28 protein-coding genes are annotated in these 23,576 nt (G+C 72.9%); 12 read left to right on the forward strand and 16 right to left on the reverse strand.

Going from position 1 to position 23,576, the window contains the following annotated elements; all coding sequences use genetic code 11:
* The first annotated feature begins 51 nt into the window (after positions 1–51).
* Entirely contained in the window at positions 52–231 is a 180-nt protein-coding gene (locus ACFY9E_RS21790) for a hypothetical protein (protein ID WP_298564011.1), read from the forward strand.
* Positions 232–242: 11 nt separating this feature from the next.
* Here the strand turns inward: ACFY9E_RS21790 and ACFY9E_RS21795 are convergent, their stop codons facing one another.
* A complete protein-coding gene (locus ACFY9E_RS21795) occupies positions 243–845 on the reverse strand; it encodes a DUF4291 family protein (RefSeq protein WP_390986443.1) in 603 nt (200 codons plus the stop codon).
* 96 nt (positions 846–941) lie between these two features.
* Between ACFY9E_RS21795 and ACFY9E_RS21800 the strand changes: the two genes are divergently transcribed.
* Together ACFY9E_RS21800 and lnt are read left to right on the forward strand one after the other, a co-directional pair.
* Positions 942–1,412 carry a nuclear transport factor 2 family protein gene (locus ACFY9E_RS21800; protein WP_390986445.1) on the forward strand — a complete coding sequence of 157 codons (471 nt, stop codon included), beginning with the start codon at positions 942–944 and terminating at the stop codon, positions 1,410–1,412.
* A 68-nt stretch (positions 1,413–1,480) separates the two neighbouring features.
* Complete coding sequence (lnt, locus tag ACFY9E_RS21805) at positions 1,481–3,046, forward strand: apolipoprotein N-acyltransferase (RefSeq protein WP_390986447.1); 1,566 nt, start codon at positions 1,481–1,483, stop codon at positions 3,044–3,046.
* On the opposite strand, the gene ACFY9E_RS21810 is transcribed toward lnt, so the two are convergent.
* Positions 2,970–3,875 (reverse strand): Gfo/Idh/MocA family oxidoreductase, encoded by a 906-nt coding sequence (locus tag ACFY9E_RS21810; RefSeq protein WP_390986449.1) that lies wholly within the window; start codon positions 3,873–3,875, stop codon positions 2,970–2,972. The genes lnt and ACFY9E_RS21810 overlap by 77 nt on opposite strands.
* Positions 3,876–3,888: 13 nt before the next feature.
* Positions 3,889–5,073, reverse strand: a complete 1,185-nt coding sequence (locus tag ACFY9E_RS21815; RefSeq protein ID WP_390986452.1) for an FAD-dependent monooxygenase — start codon at positions 5,071–5,073, stop codon at positions 3,889–3,891.
* An 82-nt stretch (positions 5,074–5,155) separates the two neighbouring features.
* On the opposite strand from ACFY9E_RS21815, the gene ACFY9E_RS21820 reads away from it, so the two are divergent.
* From ACFY9E_RS21820 to ACFY9E_RS21830, 3 genes are all read left to right on the forward strand, one after another.
* Positions 5,156–5,746 (forward strand): TetR family transcriptional regulator C-terminal domain-containing protein, encoded by a 591-nt coding sequence (locus ACFY9E_RS21820; RefSeq protein WP_390986455.1) that lies wholly within the window; start codon positions 5,156–5,158, stop codon positions 5,744–5,746.
* Between the two features lie 43 nt (positions 5,747–5,789).
* On the forward strand, positions 5,790–6,302 hold the full coding sequence (locus tag ACFY9E_RS21825) for a DinB family protein (RefSeq protein ID WP_390986458.1): 513 nt from the start codon (positions 5,790–5,792) through the stop codon (positions 6,300–6,302).
* A 145-nt stretch (positions 6,303–6,447) separates the two neighbouring features.
* A complete protein-coding gene (locus ACFY9E_RS21830; RefSeq protein ID WP_390986460.1) occupies positions 6,448–6,966 on the forward strand; it encodes a hypothetical protein in 519 nt (172 codons plus the stop codon).
* 9 nt (positions 6,967–6,975) lie between these two features.
* Here the strand turns inward: ACFY9E_RS21830 and ACFY9E_RS21835 are convergent, their stop codons facing one another.
* The 5 genes from ACFY9E_RS21835 to fabG form a co-directional block, all read right to left on the reverse strand.
* On the reverse strand, positions 6,976–7,476 hold the full coding sequence (locus ACFY9E_RS21835; RefSeq protein WP_390986463.1) for a hypothetical protein: 501 nt from the start codon (positions 7,474–7,476) through the stop codon (positions 6,976–6,978).
* A gap of 115 nt (positions 7,477–7,591) precedes the next feature.
* The gene (locus ACFY9E_RS21840) at positions 7,592–8,275 is read right to left on the reverse strand and encodes a uracil-DNA glycosylase (protein WP_390986465.1); all 684 of its coding nucleotides are present in this window, start codon (positions 8,273–8,275) and stop codon (positions 7,592–7,594) included.
* A 92-nt stretch (positions 8,276–8,367) separates the two neighbouring features.
* Positions 8,368–9,954: an ABC transporter substrate-binding protein gene (locus ACFY9E_RS21845; RefSeq protein ID WP_390986468.1), complete on the reverse strand. Its 1,587-nt coding sequence runs from the start codon at positions 9,952–9,954 to the stop codon at positions 8,368–8,370.
* Between the two features lie 199 nt (positions 9,955–10,153).
* A complete protein-coding gene (locus ACFY9E_RS21850; RefSeq protein ID WP_390986470.1) occupies positions 10,154–10,912 on the reverse strand; it encodes a glucose 1-dehydrogenase in 759 nt (252 codons plus the stop codon).
* A gap of 12 nt (positions 10,913–10,924) precedes the next feature.
* Complete coding sequence (gene fabG, locus ACFY9E_RS21855) at positions 10,925–11,686, reverse strand: 3-oxoacyl-ACP reductase FabG (protein ID WP_390986473.1); 762 nt, start codon at positions 11,684–11,686, stop codon at positions 10,925–10,927.
* 291 nt (positions 11,687–11,977) lie between these two features.
* Between fabG and ACFY9E_RS21860 the strand changes: the two genes are divergently transcribed.
* Positions 11,978–12,364, forward strand: a complete 387-nt coding sequence (locus tag ACFY9E_RS21860; RefSeq protein WP_390986476.1) for an excalibur calcium-binding protein — start codon at positions 11,978–11,980, stop codon at positions 12,362–12,364.
* 19 nt (positions 12,365–12,383) lie between these two features.
* On the opposite strand, the gene ACFY9E_RS21865 is transcribed toward ACFY9E_RS21860, so the two are convergent.
* A complete protein-coding gene (locus ACFY9E_RS21865) occupies positions 12,384–12,797 on the reverse strand; it encodes a DUF3037 domain-containing protein (protein WP_390986478.1) in 414 nt (137 codons plus the stop codon).
* On the reverse strand, positions 12,794–13,549 hold the full coding sequence (locus ACFY9E_RS21870; protein WP_390986481.1) for a HipA family kinase: 756 nt from the start codon (positions 13,547–13,549) through the stop codon (positions 12,794–12,796). The genes ACFY9E_RS21865 and ACFY9E_RS21870 overlap by 4 nt, the downstream gene beginning before the upstream one ends.
* Before the next feature lie 199 nt (positions 13,550–13,748).
* Here ACFY9E_RS21870 and ACFY9E_RS21875 point away from each other — a divergent pair, with 199 nt between their 5' ends.
* On the forward strand, positions 13,749–14,237 hold the full coding sequence (locus tag ACFY9E_RS21875) for a Rieske 2Fe-2S domain-containing protein (protein WP_390986483.1): 489 nt from the start codon (positions 13,749–13,751) through the stop codon (positions 14,235–14,237).
* On the opposite strand, the gene ACFY9E_RS21880 is transcribed toward ACFY9E_RS21875, so the two are convergent.
* Entirely contained in the window at positions 14,224–14,874 is a 651-nt protein-coding gene (locus tag ACFY9E_RS21880) for an isochorismatase family protein (RefSeq protein ID WP_390986486.1), read from the reverse strand. The two genes, ACFY9E_RS21875 and ACFY9E_RS21880, sit on opposite strands and share 14 nt — an antisense overlap.
* 132 nt (positions 14,875–15,006) lie before the next feature.
* Here ACFY9E_RS21880 and ACFY9E_RS21885 point away from each other — a divergent pair, with 132 nt between their 5' ends.
* Entirely contained in the window at positions 15,007–15,477 is a 471-nt protein-coding gene (locus ACFY9E_RS21885; protein ID WP_390986489.1) for a pyridoxamine 5'-phosphate oxidase family protein, read from the forward strand.
* A 16-nt stretch (positions 15,478–15,493) separates the two neighbouring features.
* Here ACFY9E_RS21885 and ACFY9E_RS21890 read toward each other — a convergent pair whose 3' ends face one another.
* Complete coding sequence (locus ACFY9E_RS21890; RefSeq protein WP_390986491.1) at positions 15,494–16,396, reverse strand: LysR substrate-binding domain-containing protein; 903 nt, start codon at positions 16,394–16,396, stop codon at positions 15,494–15,496.
* 75 nt (positions 16,397–16,471) lie between these two features.
* On the opposite strand from ACFY9E_RS21890, the gene ACFY9E_RS21895 reads away from it, so the two are divergent.
* On the forward strand, positions 16,472–17,425 hold the full coding sequence (locus ACFY9E_RS21895; RefSeq protein WP_390986494.1) for an EamA family transporter: 954 nt from the start codon (positions 16,472–16,474) through the stop codon (positions 17,423–17,425).
* A 427-nt stretch (positions 17,426–17,852) separates the two neighbouring features.
* Here ACFY9E_RS21895 and ACFY9E_RS21900 read toward each other — a convergent pair whose 3' ends face one another.
* Complete coding sequence (locus tag ACFY9E_RS21900; protein ID WP_390986497.1) at positions 17,853–19,184, reverse strand: aminotransferase class I/II-fold pyridoxal phosphate-dependent enzyme; 1,332 nt, start codon at positions 19,182–19,184, stop codon at positions 17,853–17,855.
* A gap of 35 nt (positions 19,185–19,219) precedes the next feature.
* Between ACFY9E_RS21900 and ACFY9E_RS21905 the strand changes: the two genes are divergently transcribed.
* Entirely contained in the window at positions 19,220–19,906 is a 687-nt protein-coding gene (locus ACFY9E_RS21905; protein ID WP_390986500.1) for a pyridoxamine 5'-phosphate oxidase family protein, read from the forward strand.
* Positions 19,906–20,538, forward strand: a complete 633-nt coding sequence (locus ACFY9E_RS21910) for an FMN-binding negative transcriptional regulator (RefSeq protein ID WP_390986503.1) — start codon at positions 19,906–19,908, stop codon at positions 20,536–20,538. Before ACFY9E_RS21905 ends, ACFY9E_RS21910 begins: the two co-directional genes overlap by 1 nt.
* 15 nt (positions 20,539–20,553) lie before the next feature.
* On the opposite strand, the gene ACFY9E_RS21915 is transcribed toward ACFY9E_RS21910, so the two are convergent.
* The 3 genes from ACFY9E_RS21915 to ACFY9E_RS21925 all read right to left on the reverse strand — a co-directional run bounded on the left by ACFY9E_RS21915 (position 20,554) and on the right by ACFY9E_RS21925 (position 23,374).
* Positions 20,554–21,504 carry an EamA family transporter gene (locus tag ACFY9E_RS21915; RefSeq protein WP_390986506.1) on the reverse strand — a complete coding sequence of 317 codons (951 nt, stop codon included), beginning with the start codon at positions 21,502–21,504 and terminating at the stop codon, positions 20,554–20,556.
* 230 nt (positions 21,505–21,734) lie between these two features.
* Positions 21,735–22,739, reverse strand: a complete 1,005-nt coding sequence (locus ACFY9E_RS21920; RefSeq protein WP_390986508.1) for an EamA family transporter — start codon at positions 22,737–22,739, stop codon at positions 21,735–21,737.
* 86 nt (positions 22,740–22,825) lie between these two features.
* Positions 22,826–23,374 (reverse strand): Clp protease N-terminal domain-containing protein, encoded by a 549-nt coding sequence (locus ACFY9E_RS21925; RefSeq protein WP_390986511.1) that lies wholly within the window; start codon positions 23,372–23,374, stop codon positions 22,826–22,828.
* Positions 23,375–23,576 lie beyond the last annotated feature (202 nt).

Genomic DNA, 23,576 nt, shown 5'->3' on the forward strand with positions numbered 1-23,576 from the left:
GGGTAGCCGTCCGGTAGCGGGCTGTCAGTGGCTGCCCCTAGGCTTGTCCGCATGTCCCCCGATTTCGTGACCCCTGGTTCCGTGCGGTCCGCTGCCGAGGTCAACGACGAGATCCGCGCGCTGTGGCAGCGCACGGGCGGCACCCTGTCGGCCGAGGAGCGCGCGGAGTACGAGCTGCTCGTCGTCGAATGGGCGGCCGCGATCCGAGGCGGCGTCGTCAAGGCGGCCTGATCCGGCACCCTTCAGGCGCGCAGAGGCGCCAGCACCTCGTCGTCGATGTCGTACGGCCGCTCCTCGGGCAACAGGCCCGCCGCCGACTCCAGTTGACCCGCCCGCACCAGCCCGTGGATCTCCGCGGCGAGCTGCGTGACGTCCTCGATCCCCACGATCCACTCGTCCGCGTACCGCGCGGCCGCCTCCCCCGCCAGCCCCAGCTGAAGCGACCGGTACGGCAGCGGGTCGAGACGCAGATTCCGTTCCGGATCCCACTGCACCCGCGCCGACGCCTGCCTCAACTGCCGCTTCCAGTCGGCCCGGTCGCCGTGCAGGGCGGGCACGTGGTGGGACAGGCAGGCGTTGCGCAGCGCCCAGAGGAAGCCCTCGCGGTCGATCTCGATCGCCAGGACCGTCTCCTGGCCCTCCTTGGTGCCCCAGCCGCAGCGGTACATCATCCACAGGAACGACGGCTTGATCCAGGTCATGCGCTCCCGCTTCCAGGACGACGGGAAGCGGCCGTGGCGCGCGGCCGGGACGCCGATCTCCGGACGGTAGGCCTGGTAGACCGTGATCGTGGTCTCGGTGTGGCGGGCGCGTATACGGAATCTCGGTTCGTTCTGATCGTTCACGAAGGACAGGCTGGGCCCCGGTGCCCCCCGGCGGCCACCGAATATCGCGCACGCACGGCCCTTGGCCCTCCCTGTGCCATGCCCAACACTGGGGCGATGACGCAGCGCGTGGAGCTCGCCACCGTGAGGGACCGGCTGGCCGTCGACGGGTTGATCACCGACTACGCGGTGGCGGTCGACGACGGCGACTGGGAGGCGTACCGGGAGTTGTTCGCCCCGCGGGGACGGGCGGACTACCGGTCGGCCGGCGGCATCGAGGGAGAGGCACGGGCGGTCGCCGCGTGGCTCGCGGAGAGCCTGCACCTGTTCCCGATGCGACAGCATCTGATCGTCAACCGGCGGGTGCGCTTCGGGACCTGGGAGCACGACACCGGCGACACCGCCGAGGTCCAGGCCGATTACGTCAATCCCATGGCCACCACGGGCCCCGCCCCCGACTTCGTGTGCGGCGGCCGGTACGCCTTCGCGCTGCTGCGCACGGACGACGGCTGGCGGCTGAGCGAGGTGGTCGTACGGGAGAAGTGGCGGCGCCTTCCCGAGCCGCGGACGGCACCTGTGATCAACTGACCCGGCATCCCGTGTCCTGGATCGCCCGCGGGGCGCACACTGGAGGCACCCGCGGGTAGGAGGCGCCTATGAAGACGCTCGGCCACTGGCTCACCTCCCCCTGGCGCCGCTCTGCGGCCGCGGCGATCGCGGGCGCCCTCCCCGTCCTCGCCTTCCCCGCGCCCTCCCTGTGGTGGTGGGCCTACGCCGCCCTGGTCCCCTGGCTCCTGCTGCTGCGCACCGCGCCGACCGGGAAGCGGGCCGCGATCGAGGGCTGGTGCGGCGGTTTCGGCTTCATGCTGGCCATGCACCACTGGCTGCTGCCGAGCCTGCACGTGTTCACGGTCGTCCTCGCCGCCCTCCTCGGCGGGCTGTGGGCCCCCTGGGGGTGGCTGGTGCGCCGCCTCCTGGGGGAAATCCGGTCCCGGGGCCAGGTGGCGGTGGCACTCCTGGTGCTGCCGTCGGGCTGGCTGGCCGCCGAGCTGGTCCGCTCGTGGCAGGGTCTCGGCGGCCCCTGGGGCATGTTCGGCAGCACTCAGTGGCAGGTCGAGCCCGCGCTGCGGCTCGCCTCGGTCGGCGGGGTGTGGCTGCTCAGCTACCTGCTCGTGGCCGTCAACGTCGCCGTGGCCGTCCTTCTCGCGGTCCGCCGGGCCCGGGTGCCCGCGATGGCCGGTCTGGTCGCCACGGCCGCCGCCACCTCCGCGGCCTGGACGTTCTCGCCCCGCCCCGCCGTCGACGGCCAGGTCGCGATCGCCGTCGTGCAGCCGGGCGTCGTCGTCGGCCCGGACAGCCGGTTCGCCCGCGAGGAGCAGCTGACCCGCCGGCTCGCCGGTCAGGACCTCGACCTGATCGTCTGGGGCGAGAGCAGCGTCGGCTTCGACCTCGGGGACCGCCCCGGCCTCGCCCGGCGGCTCGCCGCCCTGTCCCGCGCGACGGGCGCCGACATCCTGGTCAACGTGGACGCCCGGCGCTCCGACAAGCCCGGCATCTACAAGAGTTCCGTCCTGGTGGGGCCCGACGGCCTGACCGGCGAGCGCTACGACAAGATGCGGCTCGTGCCCTTCGGCGAGTACATCCCGGCCCGCTCCCTGCTCGGCTGGGTCACCTCCGTCGGCAAGGCCGCGGGTGAGGACCGCAGGCGCGGCTCGCAACCGGTCGTGATGAACATAGGCGACGATCTGCGCGCCGGCCCGCTGGTGTGCTTCGAGACGGCTTTCCCCGACATGACCCGTCACCTCACCCGGGAGGGTGTCGACGTGCTGATCGGCCAGTCGTCGACCTCCACGTTCCAGCACAGCTGGGCTCCCGAGCAGCACGCGTCGCTCGCCGCGCTGCGCGCCGCCGAGACGGGCCGCCCCATGGTGCACGCGACCCTCACGGGCGTCTCCGCCGTCTACGGCCCGGACGGGCAGCGTGTCGGATCGTGGCTCGGCACGGACGCCTCCGCCGCACAGGTCTACGAGATCCCCCTCGCCCACGGCACCACGCCCTATGTCCGCCACGGCGACTGGACGGTGCACGCGGCGATGCTGATCCTCGCCCTGTGGGCCGCCGGCGAGGGCGCTCGGACCCTGCGGCTCAGGCGGTCCGCTCCTGAACCGCACGTACCACCCGTTCGCACAGCTCATGGGTCGCCAGCGCGTCCCGGGCGCTGAGCACCTTGCCCGCCCGGACCGCGTCCAGGAACGCGAGCACCGCCTGCTCGATCCCGCGCTGCCGGGCCACCGGCACCCAGTCCCCGCGCCGCCGCACGGTCGGCTGGCCCTTGTGGTCGACGACCTCGGCGAGGTTGACGACCTGGCGTTTGGTGTCCTGCCCGGACACCTCGAGGATCTCCTCGGCGGAACCGCTGAGCCGGTTCATCACACCGAGCGCGGTGAAGCCGTCCCCGGCGAGCTGGAGCACCACGTGGTGCAGCAGCCCGTCCCGGACGCGGGCGCGCACGGTCACGTCGTCGACCTCGCCGGGCACCAGGAACCGCAGGGTGTCCACGACGTGGATGAAGTCGTCGAGGATCATCGAGCGGGGTTCCTCCGGCAGCCCGATGCGGTTCTTCTGCATCAGGATCAGCTCGCGCGGATGGTCCGCGCACTGCGTGTAGCCGGGGGCGTGGCGTCGGTTGAAGCCGACCGCGAGGCTCACGTCCCGCTCCTCGGCGAGCGCCACCAGCCGCGCGGAGTCGTCGAGTTCGTAGGCGAGCGGCTTGTCGACGTACGTCGGTACGCCCGCCTCCAGCAGCCGCGTCACGATCTCCGGGTGCACGAGCGTGGGCGCGTGCACGAAGGCCGCGTCGAGGCCCGCCGCGAGCAGGGAGTCGAGGGTGGTGTGCCGCCGCTCCGGCGGGAGGTGGAGACCGTCGGCGACCCGGTCGAGCGTGGCCGGCGTGCGGGTCTGCAGGTGCAGCTCGACCCCGGGCTGGAAGGCGAGGACCGGAAGGTAGGCCTTCCGCGCGATGTCGCCGAGTCCGATGCAGCCGACCTTCACGGGGTGATCTCCTCTAGCGGTTGCCTGCCGGGGTCTGTTCGGAAGCATACGGCCGCTGTGGTGGCGCCCAGTCCGCGATGCCGTCGAAGCCGCGCAGGAACAGGGCGGGTCCGGTCTTCGACAGTGCGGCCACGGCCGTGTCGCGCAGGACGGTCCCGGCCCGGCCGCTCATGAGGCTGAGCCGGGCCGCCTTCACGGCCTGGCGTCCGATGGCGGTCGTACGCGGCAGCCGGGCGGCGGTGTAGGCGGCGAGGTCGTCGCAGTGGTGGGCGAGCACGATCGCGTCCTCGATCGCCTGGTTGCCGCCCTGGCCGAGGCTCGGGGGCATGGCGTGCGCGGCGTCACCGAGCAGGGCGACCCGGCCCTGGTGGTAGGCGGGCAGGGGCTCGGCGACGTGGTGGACGTCGTGGCGCAGGACGTCCTCGGGGCGGGTGGCGGCGAGCACGGCGGGGATCGGGTCGTGCCAGTCGCCGAAACGGCGCAGCAGCTCGGACTTCTCGTCGTCGGGCGCCCGGCCGCCTGCGGGGGTCAGGGCGGCGGCGTAGGCGTAGACGCGGCCGTCCTTGAGCGGGTGGGTGCCCCAAAGACGGCCTCGGCCCCAGGTCTCGTGCGAGGCGAACCGCGCGCCGGGGACGGGGATCACGACCCGCCAGGTGGTGAAGCCGGAGTAGACGGTCCCCGGGTGGCGGGGAAAGAGCGTCCCGCGCACGGCGGACCGGACTCCGTCCGCACCGACGACCAGGTCGGCTTCGATCTCGCCGTCCGCGGTCGTGACGCGGGCCGCCCGGCCCGGGCCGCCGCTGTCGGCGAGGGCCGCGGCGGCGTCCGTGCGGACGGCGTCGGCCGGGAGGAGGGCGGCGAGACGCTCGATCAGGGTGGCGCGGTGCAGCAGGACGAGCGGGCCGCCGAAGCGCTCGGCGGCGGCCTCGGCGGAGGAGCGGCAGAACCACCGCCCGCCCGGGGCGCGCAAGCCGCCGTCCCCCGACCAGGCGGCGAGGGCGCGGATCTCGTCGCCGAGGCCGATGACGTCCAGTGCGCGCAGGGCGTTGGGCGCGAGGGAGATCGCGGCGCCGACCGGCGCCAGCGAGCGGGCCCGCTCCAGCACGGTGACCCGCAGGCCGCGCCGGTGCAGGGCGACCGCCGCGGTCAGGCCTCCGATACCGCCGCCGATCACGACGGCGCGCCTCGGCTGTGTCATGGCTCCTCCTGCTGTTCGACTACACCTGTAGTGACACCATCGACGTTACTACAGATGTAGTCGAGCGGGTAGCGTGAGTCCCATGTCCGTACGCACCGCCGGCCCCGCCCGCTCCGACCTCGTCGCCGACACCGCCCTCGCCCTGCTCGCCGAGCGCGGGATGCGCGGCCTCACGCACCGGGCCGTCGACGAGGCGGCCGGGCTCCCGCAGGGCTCCACCTCCAACCTCGCGCGGACCCGGCAGGCCCTGCTGGAACTCGCGGTGCGGCGCCTGGCCGACCGTGAGGCGCGGGTGCTGGGGCTGCACGAGATGCCGGACCCCCGGGCCGGGGCCGGTCCCCTGGCGGACGCGCTGGCCCTGGCGACCCACCGGGCCCTGACGGGCAACCGCCCCCTCACCCTCGCCCGCTACGAACTGGCCCTGGAAGCCACGCGCCGCCCCGAGCTGCGGGCCTACTTCGACGCCACCGGCGCCCGTTTCCGGGACCAGCTCGCGGCCCTGGTGACCGGCCTGGGCTCGACGGACCCGGCCCGGCACACCCTGTCGCTGATCGCCTGGGCGGACGGGCTGATGTTCAGCTGCGTGGCGGGGTCCTTCGGTGCCGAGGTGCCGAGCCTGGAGGACGTGCGGGCCGGGGTGCGGGAACTGCTGGAGGGCATGCTCGGGGGCTGAAAACCTTGTGGTGCGCCAGAGGCTGCCCGGAGAGGATGCGTCCATGACGAACGAACGCAGCATGCCCGCCACCACGGCCGACGAACGCACCATGCTGGAGGGCTGGCTCGACTTCCACCGGCAGACCCTCGCCTGGAAGTGCGAGGGCCTGAGCGGCGAGCAGCTCAGGTCAGCGGCCGTCGAGCCCTCCGGCCTGTCCCTGATGGGGCTGGTGCGGCACATGGCGGACGTCGAACGGAGCTGGTTCCGCCGGGTGCTGACGGGCGAGGACGTGCAGCCGATCTACTGGAACGACGAGGACCCGGACGGCGAGTTCCATCTCACCGAGGCGGACACCTGGCAGGAGGCGTACGCGACCTGGCAGGCCGAGATCGACACGGCCCGGCGCAACGCGGCCCGCTTCGGCCTCGACGACATCACCGAGGGCAAGCACCGGCGCACCGGCGAGCGGTACAACCTGCGGTGGCTCTACACCCACATGATCGAGGAGTACGCGCGGCACAACGGCCACGCCGACCTGATCCGCGAGCGTATCGACGGTGCGACCGGCGACTGACGTCACCCGAGCCACCCGTCACTCACGTCACCACGTCACCCCCGTCACGTGCGCACCCTCCGTACGGGGCGCGAGATCACCCGTCCGGGGCATCCTCCGCCTGTCCGCGGCCCCACCTCGGGCCGGACGCACCAGAGTTGCGCGGGTGCATCGAACGACGACCACAGCGACGCTCCTGGTGACCGTGGCGGTCTCGGCCCTCTCCGGCTGTACGACGGTCCCGCATCCCCCCGCGCCGGGGCCTTCGGCGGCACCCTCCCGGCCGTCGGCGCCGCGGCCGGAGGGGGAGGCGGAGACCCAGATCGTGCAGGCACCGGCCCGTGAGGCCCTGCAACTCATCGAAGAGGCGTCCCGGCGCCCCGAGCCGGCCGTGTCGGTGCCCCGTCCCGCGACGCCGCCGGCGACCTCGCCGGAGCGCGCCCGGCCGGGGCCCGGCGACCGCGACGTCCGCCCGCGCCCCGCGCGTCCGGAACGCCCGGAGCCCGCCCCGCGCGCCCCCCGGCGGTCGCACGCCGATGCCCCGGACGTGGCGGAGTCGGTCCGGCAGGACGTCGAGAAGAGCGTTCCGAACAGCTCGGACGTGTGCGCGCTGGGCAGACGCTACGGGGGCTGGCGGGCGGACAGCCCGGAGGCGAGGATCTGCCGCGACACGTACGGGCGTTGACCTGCCGCGTCAGGGTCGCTGACGCGGCGGTGTCCACGCCCCCGGGCCGCCCTCCCCGAGCCGGGACTCCAGCCGTCCGATGGCCGCCCACACACCGTCGCCGTAGCTGTCGTCGGCGAGGGCGGTGGCGGTGTCACGGGCCCACCGCAGATGCGTGCGGGCGGCATCGTCGCGTCCGAGTCTGAGGTAGTCGTCCGCCAGGTTCACGTGCAGGGAGGGGTAGAGCGCCGTCACCGCTGTCACCTCGAAGGCCTCCTGCCTGGCCTCCTCGGCCGCCGTCAACGCGCGCAGGTCCCAGGCCAGTTCGTCCGCCGGGTCGTCCTGGGTGTCGGCGAGGTAGTGGGCGAGGGTGCAGCGGTGCAACGGGTCGCCGTGCTCGCCGATCTCCGCCCACAGGCCGAGCAACCGGTGCCGGGCCTCCTCCCGGTCCCCCGCGTGGTGCAGCATCACGACCTGCCCGATCCGCGTCAGCACGGCGTCCGGCGCCGCCTGCCCCTGTCGCTCCGCCACGACGCCCTCCGCGCACTCGCCGGCTGTTCCCGCCGACGCTAACCGCAGGCGGCTGCGATCCGGCTCAGGCGGCTCCGGACACCCCCGGGGACGCCACGGACGTACGGCCGGCCTCTCAGCCCAGGTTCGGGATCGTCCAGTCGATCGGGGTGTGGCCCTGCGCCGCCACCGCCTCGTTGATCTGCGTGAAGGGACGCGAGCCGAAGAACTTCTTCGCCGACAGGGGCGAGGGATGCGCGCCCTTGACCACCGCGTGCCGGGACTCGTCGATCAGCGGGAGCTTCTTCTGCGCGTAGTTGCCCCACAGCACGAAGACCGCCGGGTCGGGCCGCTCGGCCACGGCCCGGATCACCGCGTCGGTGAACTTCTCCCAGCCGCGCCCCTTGTGCGAGTTGGCCTCGCCGCTGCGGACCGTGAGGACCGCGTTGAGCAGCAGCACGCCCTGCTCGGCCCACGGCATCAGATAGCCGTTGTCCGGGATCGGCGTGCCCAGCTCCTGGTGCATCTCCTTGTAGATGTTGCGCAGGGACGGCGGGATCCGCACGCCCGGCCGGACCGAGAAGCACAGGCCGTGGCCCTGCCCCTCGCCGTGGTAGGGGTCCTGACCGAGGATCAGGACCTTGACCCCCTCGTACGGCGTGGCGTCCAGTGCGGCGAAGACCTCCTCGCGCGGCGGATAGACGGGACCCTTCGCCCGCTCCTCCTCGACGAACTCCGTCAGCTCCTTGAACCAGGGCTGCTGCAGCTCGTCACCCAGAACCCCGCGCCAGGACTCGGGCAGCATGGCGATGTCGGTCACGTCAACGTCCTCACGATGTGCGGTCACTTCAGGCGACAGAACCTACAGGCGACCACTGACAACGTGCCCGACAACGTCCGAGGCCGGTCCGCCTACCAAGCGGTCTTGCGGTGCAGCTCCCACATCATCATGATCGTCGACGGGTCCATGGCCCGCTCGGCACCCGAGACGTCCCGGCTCGCCGCCACGTACTGCCGGCCCTGCCACAGGGGCAGCAGCCGCGCGTCGTCCACGAGGATCCGCTGGGCCGCCTCGAACTCCTTCTCCACCTTCGCGCGGTCGCTCTCCCGGCGCGAACGGGGCAGCAGATCACCGGTGATCTCGGGCGCCGGGTAGGGCGTACCGAGGGCGTTCTGGTCGCCGACGAACGGGGCGATGAAGTTCTCGGCGTCCGGGAAGTCGGGGAACCAGCCGCGCCCGAACACCGGGTACTCGCCCTTCTGGTACCCCTCGACGTACGTCTTCCAGGGGCGGCTCTTCAGGCTGATCGTGAACAGTCCGGAGGCCTCGAGCTGGCGCTCCAGCTCCTTGAACTCCCCGGCGGTCTCGGAGCCGTAGCGGTCGCTCGTGTACCAGAAGGTGAGCGGGACGCGCTGGTTGATGCCGGCCTCGGTGAGGATCTTGCGGGCCTTGGCGACGTCCGGGTCGCCGTAGTCGTCGAAGAAGCCCGTGGTGTGGCCCGTGAGGCCCTTGGGGACCATGGAGTACAGCGGGTCGACGGTGTCCTTGTAGACCTTGTGGGCGATCGCCGCCCGGTCGACGACCTGTGCGATGGCCTGGCGCACGGCCTTCTTGTCCGCCCAGGAGTCCTTCGGGTTGAACACCAGGTAGTTGATGTCGGTGCCGGTGCCCTCGACGAGCTGGATCTCCTCGTCCTTGGAGGTCTTGCTCTGGAGCTCGACGACGTCACCGGCGGCCAGACCGCGGTACGTCACGTCGATCTTCTCGTCCCGCAGGGCCTTCACCATGGCGCCGGAGTCCCGGAAGTACCGGACGGTCACGGCGTCGTTCCGGCGCTCCGCGTAGCCCTTGTAGGCGTCGTTGCGGACCAGGACGGCTTCCTTGCCGTCGGAGTACGAGTCGAGGGTGTACGGCCCGGACCCGACCACGTCGCCGTCCTTGCGCAGCCTGTCCGCCGGGTAGGCCTCCGGGGACACGATCGACATGGCGGGGGTGGCGAGGACGAACGGGAAGGTGGAGTCGGGCTTGTTGAGGTGGAAGATCACCTCACGGTCGTTGGGCGCCTGCACCCGCTCCAGGCTGCCCAGCAGACCGGCGGGGCCGCCGTTGACGTTGATCTTGCGGATCCGGTCGAACGAGTACTTCACGGCCTGGGCGTTCAGCGCGTCGCCGTTGGAGAACTTCAGGCCCTCGCGCAGCTCGCAGCGGTACACCTGGTTCGAGGAGTCGCTGAACCCGCACTGCTCGGCGGCGTCCGGCTGGGGCTCGCTCGCACCCGTCGGATAGCTCAGGAGTGTTTGGTAGATGTTGCGGAACAGCTCCCAGGAGCTGTCCCACGAAGCGGCAGGGTCGAGCGTGCTGGGCGCACTGGTGGTGCCCACGACGATCGGTCCTTCGTCCTCCGGGGTGTCGGACGACAGCACGCCGCATCCGGCGAGCAGGGACGATATGGACGCGATGGCCGCCACCCGCCGCAGGCATCGATTCCGGTTGAACACGCGCACGCTCCTCGATCTGCCCTACCAAGGGTCGGCAGACCATACCGCAGTGCCGGCCCCGCTGACCCTCCCCGGGGCATGACCTCTTGATCGATAAACCTTTGACGACGTTGTCATCGGACTTTGCGGTGTCTTTGCACCGGCACGGGCGCCGTCCGTGTCGTCGGGCGCCCGTGCCGAACCGTGTGCGTGATGCCCGTCAGCCGGTTCCGGCGTTGAGGAAGATGCCGCCGTCCACGACGAGCGTCTGACCGGTGACCCAGTCGGACTGCTCGGAGGTGAGGAACGCCGCCGCGCCCCCGATGTCGGAGGGCACGCCGAGCCGGCCCAGCGGGTAGGCCGCGGCGGCCTCCTCCTCGCGGCCCTCGTACAGGGCCTGGGCGAACTTGGTCTTCACGACCGCCGGGGCGATCGCGTTGACCCGCACCCTGGGCGCGAACTCGTGCGCGAGCTGCACGGTCAGGTTGATCATCGCGGCCTTGCTGACGCCGTACGCGCCGATGAACGGCGAGGGCGACAGACCCGCGACGGAGGCGATGTTGACGATCGCGCCGCCGTTGTCCTTCTGCCAGGCGTGCCAGGTCCGCTGGGCGAAACCGAGCGCCGAGACGACATTGGTCTCGAAGACCTTGCGGGCGACGTTCAGGTCGAGGTCGGCGATCGGCCCGAACACCGGGTTGGTGCCGGCGTTGTTGACCAGGTAGTCGACGCGGCCGAAGGCCTCCATCGTGCGCTCGACGGCGACGGCCTGGTGGGCCTCGTCGTGCGCCTTGCCCGCCACGTGGATCACGCGGTCGGCGCCGAGCTGCTCGACGGCCTCCTTGAGGGCGTCCTCGTTGCGCCCGGTGATGCACACGCGGTCACCGCGCGCGACCAGCGCCTCGGCCACGCCGTAACCGATGCCGCGGCTGGCGCCCGTCACGAGGGCGACCTTGCCGGAGAGTTCCACGGAAGTCATGTTCTCGGTCCCTTAGTCGAGCGGTCCGCCGGCCACGTACAGCACCTGGCCGGAGACGAACCCGGCCGCCTCGCCGGTGAAGAAGGCGATGGCGTTGGCGATGTCCTCCGGCTCGCCGACCCGGGCCACCGGGATCTGGGTGGCGGCGGCGGCCTTGAAGTCCTCGAAGCCCATGCCGACCCGGTCGGCGGTCGCCTTGGTCATCTCGGTGGCGATGAAGCCGGGGGCGACGGAGTTGGCGGTGACGCCGAACTTGCCGAGCTCCTTGGCGAGGGTCTTGGTGAAGCCCTGCAGACCCGCCTTCGCGGCCGAGTAGTTCACCTGACCGCGGTTGCCGAGCGCGGACGACGAGGACAGGTTGACGATCCGGCCGAAGCCCGCGTCCACCATGTGCTTCTGGCAGGCCTTGGACATCAGGAAGGCGCCGCGCAGGTGCACGTTCATGACGGTGTCCCAGTCGGAGACGCTCATCTTGAACAGGAGGTTGTCGCGCAGCACGCCCGCGTTGTTGACCAGGATCGTCGGTGCGCCGAGCTCCTCGGCGATCCGGGCGACGGCCGCCTCGACCTGGGCCTCGTCCGAGACGTCGCAGCCGACCGCGAGGGCCCTGCCGCCCGCGGCGGTGATCTTCTCGACGGTGTCCTTGCAGGCCGCCTCGTCGAGGTCGAGAACGGCGACCGCGCGGCCCTCGGCGGCCAGTCGTACGGCGGTGGCGGCGCCGATGCCGCGCGCGGCACCGGTCACGACGGCAACCCGCTGCTCAGTGGTGGACATGACTGCTACTCCTCAGGTGAGCGACCGCTTAGTACCTTCAGTGGGTGTGACGCTAGAAGCCCTGGCACGCGGTGTCAACGGCCGGAGGCGGCATGTGATCCATCACCCGGCCCCACCCTGCCCGTCAGCGTCCTGCGGGACACCCGATCGGCCTACGGCCGCGCGCCGCCACGCCCCTCGGCGCCTAGCGTCGGAGCGCGAGCCACCCGTGGCCGGAAGGGAGGCGCTCCATGCGCCGTCGCACCGTGTCGCACCGGTGCCATCGGCACGCTGTTCGCGATCGCCGCGATCGTGCCGCTGGCCGACCCCGCTCACGCCCGACAGGACCTGGACTGCCGTGACTTCTCCTTCCAGGAGGACGCGCAGGCCGTCTTCGACGCGGATCCGGGTGATCCGAACAGACTCGACGAGGATCAGGGCCCGGACGACGGCATCGCGTGTGAGGCGTTGGCCCGGCGCGGGGTCATCTCCCCCACGACCCCGCCGCCCAGCCCCTCCGCTCCCGTCACCGCCACTCCCACCGCCACTCCCACCGGCGCTCCGACTCGAGGCGTGCGAGGAGGACTCGGGGGCGCGGTGACCTCGGGGCCGAGCGACTGGGACGTCGCGATCGGTCTGACCTTCGCGGCGGGGGCCGCCGTCGCCGCCGGTCACGCGGTGAAGCGCCGCCGGCACTGACGGCCGGGCCGGGTGCCCGTCACCTCACCAGCAGGTCCAGCAAGCGCTCGGGCTCCGCCGCCGGGTCCGTGGTCAGGCCGGTGTGGACGGGGCCGGGCTGGACGATGGTGGAGCGGGGGGCGACGAGCCAGCGGAAGCGGCGGCCCGGGTCGTCGGAGGCCGCCTGGCCGGCCGCGGTCCCGCCCGCACACAGCCCTTCCACGGCTCGCAGGGCGGCCCGGACCCCGGCCACGTCGACCCGGGGGTCGAGGGCCAGCAGGCGGGCCTCGTCGAGGTGGGTGCGGGCACCGACGTAGGCCTCGGCGCGGCAGTAGACGAGGATTCCGGCGTTGATGCACTCGCCGCGTTCGACGCGCGGGACGACGCGCAGGACGGCGTACTCGTAGACGTGGCGGTCCCGGGGGCCGCCCCTGATGATGTGCCGGTCGTTCACGTGAGCCCCTGGATGCGGTCGTGGATGACGGCGGCCCGGGCGAGCAGCGGCCGCGCGTAGGCCTGCCTCAGGTCGTCCGGAGTGGCGAAGCCCGGTTCGTCCGTGAGCCAGGCGTCCGGGATCTGCGCGGTCACGTCGGCGAGGAGTTCCTCGGTGACCAGGGGCGCCAACGCGGCGGCGGCAGAGGCGACGTCGGGCGCGAAGGACGCGAGCGCGTGGTCGGAGGCGTCGTACGGGCGGGCGGCGGAGGCCTCCACGCCCGGCCAGTTGTGGTGCCAGATCATCGTCGCGCCGTGGTCGACGAGCCACAGCTCGCCCCGCCACCTCAGCAGGTTGGGGTTGCGCCAGGACCGGTCGACGTTGTTGATCAGCGCGTCGAACCAGACCACCCGCCCGGCCTCCTCCGCGTCCACCGGGAAGGCGAGCGGGTCGAAGCCGAGCGCGCCGGAGAGGAAGTCCATGCCGAGGTTGGTGCCGCCGCTGGAGCGGAGCAGGCTCTGCACCTGCTCGTCGGGTTCGCCGAGCCCCAGCTCCGCGTCGAGCTCGACGGTGACCAGGCGCGGCATGCGCAGCCCCAGCCGGCGGGCGAGTTCCCCGCAGACCACTTCGGCGACGAGCGTCTTGCGGCCCTGTCCCGCGCCGGTGAACTTCAGGACGTAGGTGCCGAAGTCGTCGGCCTCGATCAGGCCCGGCAGCGAACCGCCTTCGCGCAGGGGCGCGATGAAACGGGTCGCGATCACTTCCTTGAGCATCGCCCCAGGTTACTGACGCCGGTGGCGGCCTCGGCGACGGCCTCGCGGCGGCGGGCCGGAATCCGACAGCGAACCGACAGCTCCGCTTTACCCGTGTCCTTCCGCGCACGGGTCAGGATTTCGACAGGGTCTGAACAGCCGGTCCCCAGGGGCCGTACCTCTCGGCAGATCACGAACTTCCCCCGGAAGGAACGTCAGCATGACCAGCGAATCAGTTCAGCCGATGTCGGGACCGAGCCGCCGCACCGTCGTGGCGGCGGTCGGCGCGGCGGGGCTCACCGTGGCGCTGACGGCGTGCGGGTCGGACGACAAGGCGTCCGACCCGTCCACCGAACAGGGCGCCACGGGCGGCGGCGCGACGAACGAGGGGGGCGGTTCCTCCGCCGGAGCGGGGGCCGGTGGTGCGGCGCTCGCGAAGACCGCCGACATCCCGGAGGGCGGCGGCAAGATCTTCAAGGACGAGAAGGTGGTGGTCTCGCAGCCGGCCGCGGGCGACTACAAGGCCTTCTCGACGATCTGCACCCACCAGAAGTGTCCGATGGTCGACCTCAAGAACGACGTCATCTCCTGCGCCTGCCACGGCAGTCAGTTCTCCGTCCTGGACGGCAGCGTGAAGAAGGGGCCGGCGGTCCAGCCGCTGGAGACGAAGCAGATCAGCGTGAACGGCGACTCCATCACGCTCGCCTGACCCCACCCGCACGCTTCAGGCACGCCAGCACCTCGTCCGTGGTCGCGACCGTGGCGACCAGCGCGAGGGTGTGGCGGATCATCGCGGGGGTGTAGTCGGCGGGCACTCCCGCGATGGCGTCCGCCGGGACGACGACGGTGTAGCCGCGGTTCACGGCATCGAACACGGCGTTGGGCACGGCCACGTTGGCCGAGACGCCGGTGACGATCAGGGTGCGGCAGCCGAGGTTGCGCAGCAGCGGATCGACGTCGGTGCCGTGCAGGGGCGACAGCCCGTGCAGACGCCGTACGACGAGATCCTCCTCGGCGACCTCGATCGGTGCGGCCACCCGCACCGCCGCGGTGCCGGTCAGCTGCTGGACGGGCAGGCGTGCCGCGGCGTGGAAGAGGCGGGCGTTGCGGCTGGCGCCACGGCCGTCGGGACGGCGCTCGGCGACGGCGTGGACGACCTGGACACCGGCGTCGTGGGCGGCCGCCACCAGGCGGGCGACGTTGGCGAGGGCGCCACCTGCGCGCGCCTGCGCGGCGAGTTCGGGCAGTGCGCTGTCCGCCCCGACGACGCCCTCCTGGCACTCGACGGTGAGCAGCACGGTGGTGCGCGGGTCGAGGAGCTCGCTGAGCGCTTCGTACGAGGGCACGTCTCCCCCTGTCGCCGGCGGCCGGGCGGGTGAGCGTAGCCACCGTTGCGCACGGACGGAAGAGCACCCATCCTTTTCTGACGTGATGTCAGAGGATCTCCTCTGGCACGACGTGGGAGAAAGAGGGGGCGCATGACCGTCACTCAGCAGCGCAGGGGCCGGAAGATCATGATGACGCCGGGCGAGCTGGACGATTTCCTGACCACGCAGCGCACCTGCCGGGTGGCCACGGTGTCGGCCGACGGCGCGCCGCACGTCAGCACCTTGTGGTTCGCCTGGGACGGTGCCTCGATGTGGCTGTACTCGGTCGTCCGCAGCAAGCGGTGGACCGACCTGCGGCGCGATCCCCGCGTGGCGATCGTGGTCGACACCGGCGAGGAGTACGACGAGCTGCGCGGCGCCGAGCTGTCCGGCATCGTCGAGTTCGTGGGCGAGATACCCCGCACGGGCGAGCTGCGCGCCGAACTCGACGTGCCGGAGACCCTGTTCGCGCGGAAGAACTTCGGCCTGGAGGAGATGCCGCACGACGGCCGGCATGCGTGGATGCGCCTGACGCCGCAGAAGATCGTCTCCTGGGACTTCCGCAAGCTGGCCGGGCAGTAGCTCTCCCGGGGGGCGTTCAGCCGACGCTCTCCCCCGCCGCCCGCAGGGCCTGCACCGCCGCCCGGATCGAGGGGCGGCGGTCCGCGTCCGCGCGCCAGACGACGTACACGTGCCGCCGGACCCGCTGGCTGACCGGGACGGTCACGACCCCGTCGGGCACCGGGTGGCGGCCCAGCAGCGGGGCGATGCACACCCCGAGGCCCGCGGCGACCAGCCCGAGCTGCGTGTGCGTCTCCGCCGCGCGGTGGCCGACGATCGGCTCGATGCCTTTCGAGCGGAGCGTGAACATCAGCCACTCGTGGCAGAACTCGCCGTCGCCCCAGGTGATCCACTCGTCGTCGGCGAACTCGCCGAGATCCACCTCTTCGCGCCCCGCGAGCCGGTGGTCCACCGGCAGGGCGACCTCGGCCGGGTCGTCCAGGATCGACGCCTTGACCAGGCCCTCGGGCAGCGCCATGGGCTTGTTGTACCAGTCGAGCACCACGGCGAGGTCGAGGTCGCCGCGCACGACTCCGGCGATGCCCTGCTCCGGTTCGAGCTCGCAGGAGCGCAGCCGGAGCGCGGGATGCTGCTCGCGCAGTGCGGCCAGCGCGTGCGGGAACAAGCCGCGCGCGGCCGTCGGGAACGCCGAGAGCCTGAGCTCGCCGACGACCTGCCCGCGCTGGGCCTCCAGGTCCGACTGGGCGAGTTCGACCTGGGACAGGATGCGCGCGGCGTGCTCGGCGAGCAGCCGGCCCGCGTCGGTGAGCCGCACGCCCCGGCCGTTCTTGGCGAGGAGCTGCTGGCCGACCTCGCGCTCCAGCTTGGCCAGCTGCTGCGAGACGGCGGAGGTCGTGATGTGCAGCGCCTCGGCCGCTCCGCTCACCGAGCCGTGCCGGGCGAGGGCGTCGAGGGTGCGCAGGCGCTCCAGGTTCAACATGTAAGCAATGCTACGCGGTACCGGGTGCGAAATCTCGATTGTGCTACGAGGTTCAGGTGCCGCATCGTGGCTGCCATGAGCACCGTCACCACTCCGTCCGGGCGGGTGGCCACCGCCCCGTCCGCCCCTCCCCGCCGCCGCCTCGATTGGCGTCTGCGGTTCGCCGCCCTGTCCCTGATCTGGGGCTTCAGCTTCCTCCTCATCAAGGTGGGCACCGGGGGCTACGCGCCGTTCCAGGTGACGCTCGGCCGGCTGGTGTTCGGCACGGTGGTGCTGGCCGCCGCGATGGCCGTGCGACGTGAGCGGCTGCCGCGCGGGGCACGCGTCTGGGCGCATCTGACGGTCGCCGCGTTCCTGCTGAACGCCCTGCCGTTCTCCCTGTTCGCGTACGCCGAGCTGACCATCCCCTCCACGCTGGCGGGCATCTGCAACGCGACCTCACCGCTGTGGGGCATGGCGCTGTCGCTGGTCGCCCTCTCGGAGGACCGCCCGACCCGGGTGCGCGTCGCGGGGCTCGGGCTCGGCTTCCTCGGCGTGCTCACGGTGCTGGGCGCCTGGCAGGGCTTCCACGGCCTGGACGCCACCGGAACGGCACTGGCCCTGCTGGCCTCCCTCAGCTACCCCATCGGCTGGATCTACGTCCGCCGCACCCTGGCCGGCACCGGCCACTCGCACCTGTCGATGACCGGCGCCCAGCTGCTGCTCGCGACGGTCCAGCTGGCCGTCGTCACCCCGCTGTTCACGACCCTGCCCACCCGCGTGTCCGTCGTGCCGTTGCTGGCGATCGCCGCCCTGGGCGCCCTGGGCACGGGCCTGGCCGTGCTCCTCCAGTACGGCCTGGTCGCCGAGGTCGGCCCGACGACCGCCCAGATGGTCACGTACTTCATCCCGGTCATCGCCACGGCCGCGGGCGTCGCCCTCCTCGGCGAGACGCTCACCTGGTCGACACCGATCGGGGCGCTGATCGTCCTGACGGGCGCGGCACTCACACAGGTGCGACCGAAGCCCCGGCAGGCGTCTCGGCCCTAACCGCACGGGCCCGCAGCGCCGGGGCGCCGTTCCTCGGACGAAGCCCGCGTGCACGGCGACGCGACGGCCGAGGCCGGTGTCTCAGACGTGGCCCCGCCGGGGGCAAGGGCCGGAGACCATGCCTCAGACGACCTCCGCGCAGCGGCTCAGCGGCCGAGGCCGGTGTCACAGCCGTGCCGCACCGGCCCGGGACGCCGGGGCTGTGCCTTCGTGGCCGAAGGCCGGTGCCAAGAGCGACTGTCCACAACCGGGGTGCCGGGCCCAACCCTCGGTAGCCGAAGGCCGGCGCCTCAGGAAGGCCGTCCAGAACCGGATCGCCGGGCCCAATCCTCCGTGACCGAAGACCGGCGCCCCAGAGAGGCTGCCCGGAGCCCGGCCACCGGGCCCGTTCCTCCGTGACCGAAGACCGATGCGCCGGGGCCGGGGCTCAGTCGTAGCTGCGCGCGGGGGCGGGGCCGACGGCCGAGGCGATCGCGTCGGCCAGGGCCTCGATCTCGGGCCCGGCGAGCGTCGAGACGGTGACCCGGATGCCGGGCGGTGCGTTCAGCCGGAAGCGGGCGCCGGGGGCCACCGCCCAGCCGGCGTGCAGCAGCCGGGCGACGGCGCCGGTCTCGTCAGGCACGGGCACCCACACGTTCATGCCGCTGCGCCCGTACGACGCGACACCGCGCCGGTCGAGCGCGCCGATCAGCGCGTCCCTCCGCCGTCCGTACGATGCCGCCACCTCGGCCGTGTCCACCACGCCGTCGGCCCACAACCGGACCAGGGCCCGCTGCATCAGCCGGCTCACCCAGCCCGGGCCGAGCCGGTGCCGCCCGCGGACCCGGTCGACGGTGACGGCGTCCCCGGTGAGCACGGCGAGCCGCAGATCGGGGCCGTAGGCCTTGGCGGCCGAGCGCACGAACGCCCAGTGCCGGGTGGTCCCGGCCAATGGGTGCAGGGGCACGTCGACGATGCCGTGACCGTGGTCGTCCTCGATCAGCAGGACCTCCGGGTGCTCGCGGAGCACGGCCCGCAGGGCACGCGCGCGTGGAGCGCTCACCGCGGCGCCGGTCGGGTTCTGCGCCCGGTCCGTGACGATCAGGGCCCGTGCCCCGGCCTCCAGCGCCCGGCGCACGTCCTGTGCGCGCGGTCCCTCGTCGTCGACGCCGACGGGGACGGTCCGCAGCCCGAGCGCGGGCACGAGATCGAGGGTGCGGCCCCAGCCGGGGTCCTCGACGGCGACGGTGTCACCGGGCTTGAGGTGAGCCGCCAGCACCCGTTCGACGCCGTCGAGGGCGCCGGAGACCACGGCGAGCGGCCCGTCCGGTACCCCGTCGGCGTCGAGACCGGCCCGGGCGATCCGGGCCAGCTCCGGTTCCACGGCCATGTCCCCGTAGAGCACGGGCGCCCGGTCGCCCTCGGCGGCCGCCTGCGCGAAGGCGCCCGCGAGCGGCGGCAGCAGCGCCGGGTCCGGATTGCCCTGCGCGACGTCCCGCACGCCCTCGGGGACGTCCACCCTGATGTGGTCACGCCCGGTCGTCGCCGGTGCGGGCCGCACCCGGCTGCCGCGCCGGCCCGCCGTCTCGATGACCCCGCGCTCGCGCAGGGTCCGGTACGCGGCCGCGACCGTGTTGGGGTTCACCCCCAGCCGCTCGGCCAACTCCCGCATCGGCGGCAGCGATTGACCGGGCCGCAGCTCGCCGGCCCCCACCGCGCGCTCGATGCTCGCGGAAATGTCCGCTGCGCCACGCCCACTGATCCGATACTCTCCTAGCACAAAGCCAATTATGCACTAGTGCAATGGAGAGCGCCATGCAGGGGACCACGCAGACGCCGTCGCAGCCCGAGACCGGCTACACCCCGACCGACCGCACCGTCCCCACCCGCTCCCCGGACCGGGCCTCGTACGACAGGGAACTGGTGCACGCGATACTCGACGAGGCCTACGTCTGCCATCTCGGTTTCGTCCGCGACGGGGCCCCGGTGGTCCTGCCCACGCTGTACGCCCGGGTCGGCGAGCGCCTGTACGTGCACGGCTCGACGGGCTCGCGTCCGCTGCGGGCGGCCGGACAGACCGACCCGGGCCTTGCGGTCTGCCTGACGGTCACGCACGTCGACGGACTGGTCCTGGCCCGCTCGGCCTTCCACCACTCGATCAACTACCGCTCCGTGGTGGTGCACGGCGTCGCCCACGACGTGACGGACCCCGAGGAGAAGCGGCAGGCCCTGGACGCGCTGGTCGACCACGTCGTGCCCGGCCGCTCCGCCGACTCGCGCCCCGCCGACAAGAAGGAGCTGGCCGCCACCGCCGTGATCCGCCTGGACCTGGACGAGGTCTCCGCGAAGCTGCGCACCGGCGGCGTGAACGACGAACCGGAGGACCTCGCCCTCCCCCACTGGGCCGGTGTCGTCCCGGTGCGGCGCACCTACGGCACACCGGTTCCCGACCCGGGCCTGGCCCCCGGCACCGAACTGCCCGGCTACCTCGAGGCCCTGTGATGCTGATCCACCCCTGGGACGCGCCCCGCGACGACACCGAATGGCAACAGTGGCTGGCCGATCACGACTTCGGCCAGCTCGCCGTCAACGGCCTGCCGGGCGAGCCGCCCCACGTCCAGCCCCTGCACTTCGCCTACGACCACGAGCGCGGCGTCGTCGTCACCCATCTCGCCCGCCCGAACCCGCTCTGGCCCGCGCTGGAGGCCGATCCGCAGGTCGTGCTGAGCGTGGTCGACGACTACGTGTACGTGCCCGGCCCCTGGCAGGCCGCCCAGGACGTCCCGCCCGAGCACGGCACCCCGACGAGCTTCTACACGGCCGTCCAGCTCCGCTGCCGCGCCCATGTCGTGGACGACCCGGCGGAGAAGGCCGCGCTCCTCAACCGCCAGGTCGACCACTTCCAGCCACGGGGCGGTTCCGCACGGGCCGCGGCGGGCGAGGCCCCCTACAGCAGGATGCTCGCCGGGATCCGCGGCCTGCGCCTCGAAGTGACGGACGTGCGGGCGAAGTTCAAGTACGCCAACCACAGGACGGACGAGGTCCGGGACCGGATCGCCGCGGGCCTCGCGGCCCGCGGCGGTCCGGGCGACGCGAGGGCCCGCGACCACCTCCTGCGCAGACAGCGGGCGTAGGCCGCGGGGCCCGCCCTACATGGCCATCACCGGCTCCTCGCCCGTCCGCGCGCCCCGCGCCTCCCCGACCGCGAGGCCCGCCACCGAGCCGAGCATCAGCACGGTCCCGGCCAGGGTCGCCGTCGTGAGGTGCTCACCGAGCAGGACGACGGCGAGCACCGCCGCGCTCACCGGTTCGAGCAGCATGATCACCGAGACGGTGGCGGACCGCACGACGGCCGCGCCCGCGAAGTAGAGGCCGTAGGCGAGTGCCGTGGGGACGGCGGCGACGTAGGCCAGCAGGAGCAGGAGCCGGGCGGGTTCCTCGGTGTGCGGCAGCAGTCCCTCCGCCAGGGCGAAGGGCAGCAGGCACAGGCTCGTGACGGCGAAGGCCCCGGTGGTCGTCCGGGAGGCGTCGGCCTCGCCGTCGCGGCCCCACCGGCGGGTGAGCAGCGTCATCACGCAGTACCCGGCCGCGGACAGCAGCGCGAGCAGCACACCCACCGGGCGTACGGTCGCGCCCCCGCCCCCGAGGGCGAGAACCGCGAGCCCGGCGAGGGCACCCCCGACGGCGAGGGTGCCGCCCCGGCCCAGGCGCTCGGCCAGGGTCAGCCGGGCGCCGAGCGCGATGAGGACGGGACCCGCGCCCAGGGTGACGACGGTGGCCACGGCCAGGCCGGTGGCGGAGACGGCCGCGAAGTAGGCGGTCTGGAAGACGGCGAGCCCGAGCCCCATGACCCCGGACCGCAACACCCGGCGGCCGAGCGGCTCCCGCACAGGCGTCGCGGCGCGCGGCCGCAGCAGGCGGACGGCGAGCAGCAGGACGAGACCGGCGGCGCAGCGCCAGAAGGAGAGGGCGACGGGCCCCATGTCACTGGCCCGGTAGACCAGGGAGGCGGCAGCGCCCGCGGTGCCCCAGGCGGCACCGGCGACGATCAGATAGAGGAGGCCTCGCCCGATGGGCAGGCCGGATGCGGTGTTCGACACGTGTTCTCTCCGCAGACGCGCACGCGTGCCGCACCCGCGTCGGGTGGCGGCCGGATGCGCGGAAGTTCGGGAAGGGCCCCGGATCGGTCGGGATCAGCGGGGTCCACGGACTTCGTCTGCGGGCAGCACCGTTCGGCCCGGCTGCAAGTCGCCGGGCGCGGTTTCCGGAGGGCCCGCCTCAGGCGGCCGGAGGCGGAAGAACGAGTGCGTTCGAAGGCATGATCGACACCTTAGGCGCTGGTGCCGCGCCGGGACAATTCCCTTTCCGGGCCGCCGCTCGCCACCGGCTGCCCGGACCCCTTGGCGGGCGTCGAGGACTGCGCGATGAACGCGCCCACCAGCACGATCACCCCGCCGGCGATCTGCGGCGCCGAGAGGTGCTCGCCGAGCAGGACCCAGGCAAGGACGGTGGCGATGACCGCCTCGAGACAGGCCACGACCCCCGCGACCTGCGGGGAGAGCCGGCGCACGGACAGCACACCGGTGATGTAGGCGACGACCGTGGCGACGAGGACGATCCACGCCAGCAGGACGACGGCGGCGACGGGCCTGCCGTCCATGCTCGCGGTGCCCCGGAGCACCGACCAGTCCATGGTCCAGGGCCGGGCGACCACGGTCAGCACGGCCGCGCCGACGAGCAGCCCGTAGGCGATGACGCCGAGCGGGTCGGGTGCCTCGTCCCCGGCGTCGCTGCCCTGGTCGGACAGCACGAAGTAGCCGACCTGGCAGCAGGCCGCGCCGAGCGCGAGCAGCAGTCCGAGGGCGTCGAAGCCGAGGCCGGACCAGACCTCGACGACACAGGCGAGTCCGCCGACCGCGAGGACGACACCGACGGCCGCGGCACGCGTCACGGGCCGCTTCTGCACGAACCGCACCCAGCCCAGCACGAGCGCGGGCGCCAGGTACTCGATGAGCAGCGCGACCCCGACGGGGATCCGGGAGAGCGCGGCGAAGTAGCAGGCCTGGACACCGGCGACGGCGAGCAGACCGAACCCGGTGAGCAGACCGGGGCGCCTGCGCAGCAGCGCCCGGTGCCGCACGGCGAGCGGCAGCATGACCAGGGCCGCCCCGGCCACGCGCAGCCACACCACGTGCAGCGGGTCCAGGCCCGCCTCGATCAGCGGCTTGGCCGCGACACCGGATCCGCCGAAGGCCACCGCGGACAGGAGCGCGAGGCCGAGCCCCACGCCCCTGCCGCGCCCGCTCGCGCTGCTGTCAGAGGTACGCACCGGCACATGATGGCAGGCCTTGACAGGAGCGTCATCCCCTATGGCACCTGTCTCACAGCCTGGACGGGGCGAACGGTCCCGGGCCATGCGGCTCAGTGCGTGGCTTCGCCGCACTCCTCGGTAGTGCCGGGCCGGCCGTCGAGCCGGGCGTACACCTCGCGCGGGTCGATGCCGGCCCGTTCGAGCACCTCCACGGCGCGTGCCTGCGGGTCGACGACGATCGCCGCGAGCAGGTCGGTGCCACGGGCCGGCCCGCCGCGCTCGGCCGCCCGTTCGCAGGCGTACTCCATGGACGCGGCGGCGAGCGGGGAGAAGCCCGCCGTTCCCGTCACGAGGGGGACGGCGCCGGAGTCCTCCACACCGCTCTGCCAGCGCAGGCCGTAGCCGATGCTGCGCTGGACGAGATAACCGAGCAGCCGCGCGATCTGCGGTCCCTCACCGATGACGGCACGCGCCTCGGGGCCGGACTCCAGCAGCGAGTGGAGCAGATGGGCGGTGTCGATCTGCCGGTCTCCGTCCCGGACCGCCCGGCGCCGGGCACCGCCGACCACCGACGCCAGCTCGTCACTGAGCCTGGCATCGTTGTCCACGCGCTGAATGCCGTGCTCATGGGCCGACTGCCGGGGGATACGGGATTGCACATCCCTACCCCATCAGCCCCGCGGGCCCGGGTCATCCCCGGAGGGAAGCATCTTCGCGTCCCACGGGAAGTGGACCCCGGAGGCCGGAATCTCCTCCTTGCGGAGGAGATCAGGCGGATCCGGAGGGAGGCCCCGACCTGGCTGACGGTTCGTCAGTATTGAACATTGCGGCCGCCGCGGCTACGTTCCGCGACACCCAGCC

This window comes from Streptomyces sp. NPDC012466, from assembly GCF_042955215.1.
GTDB lineage: Bacteria > Actinomycetota > Actinomycetes > Streptomycetales > Streptomycetaceae > Streptomyces.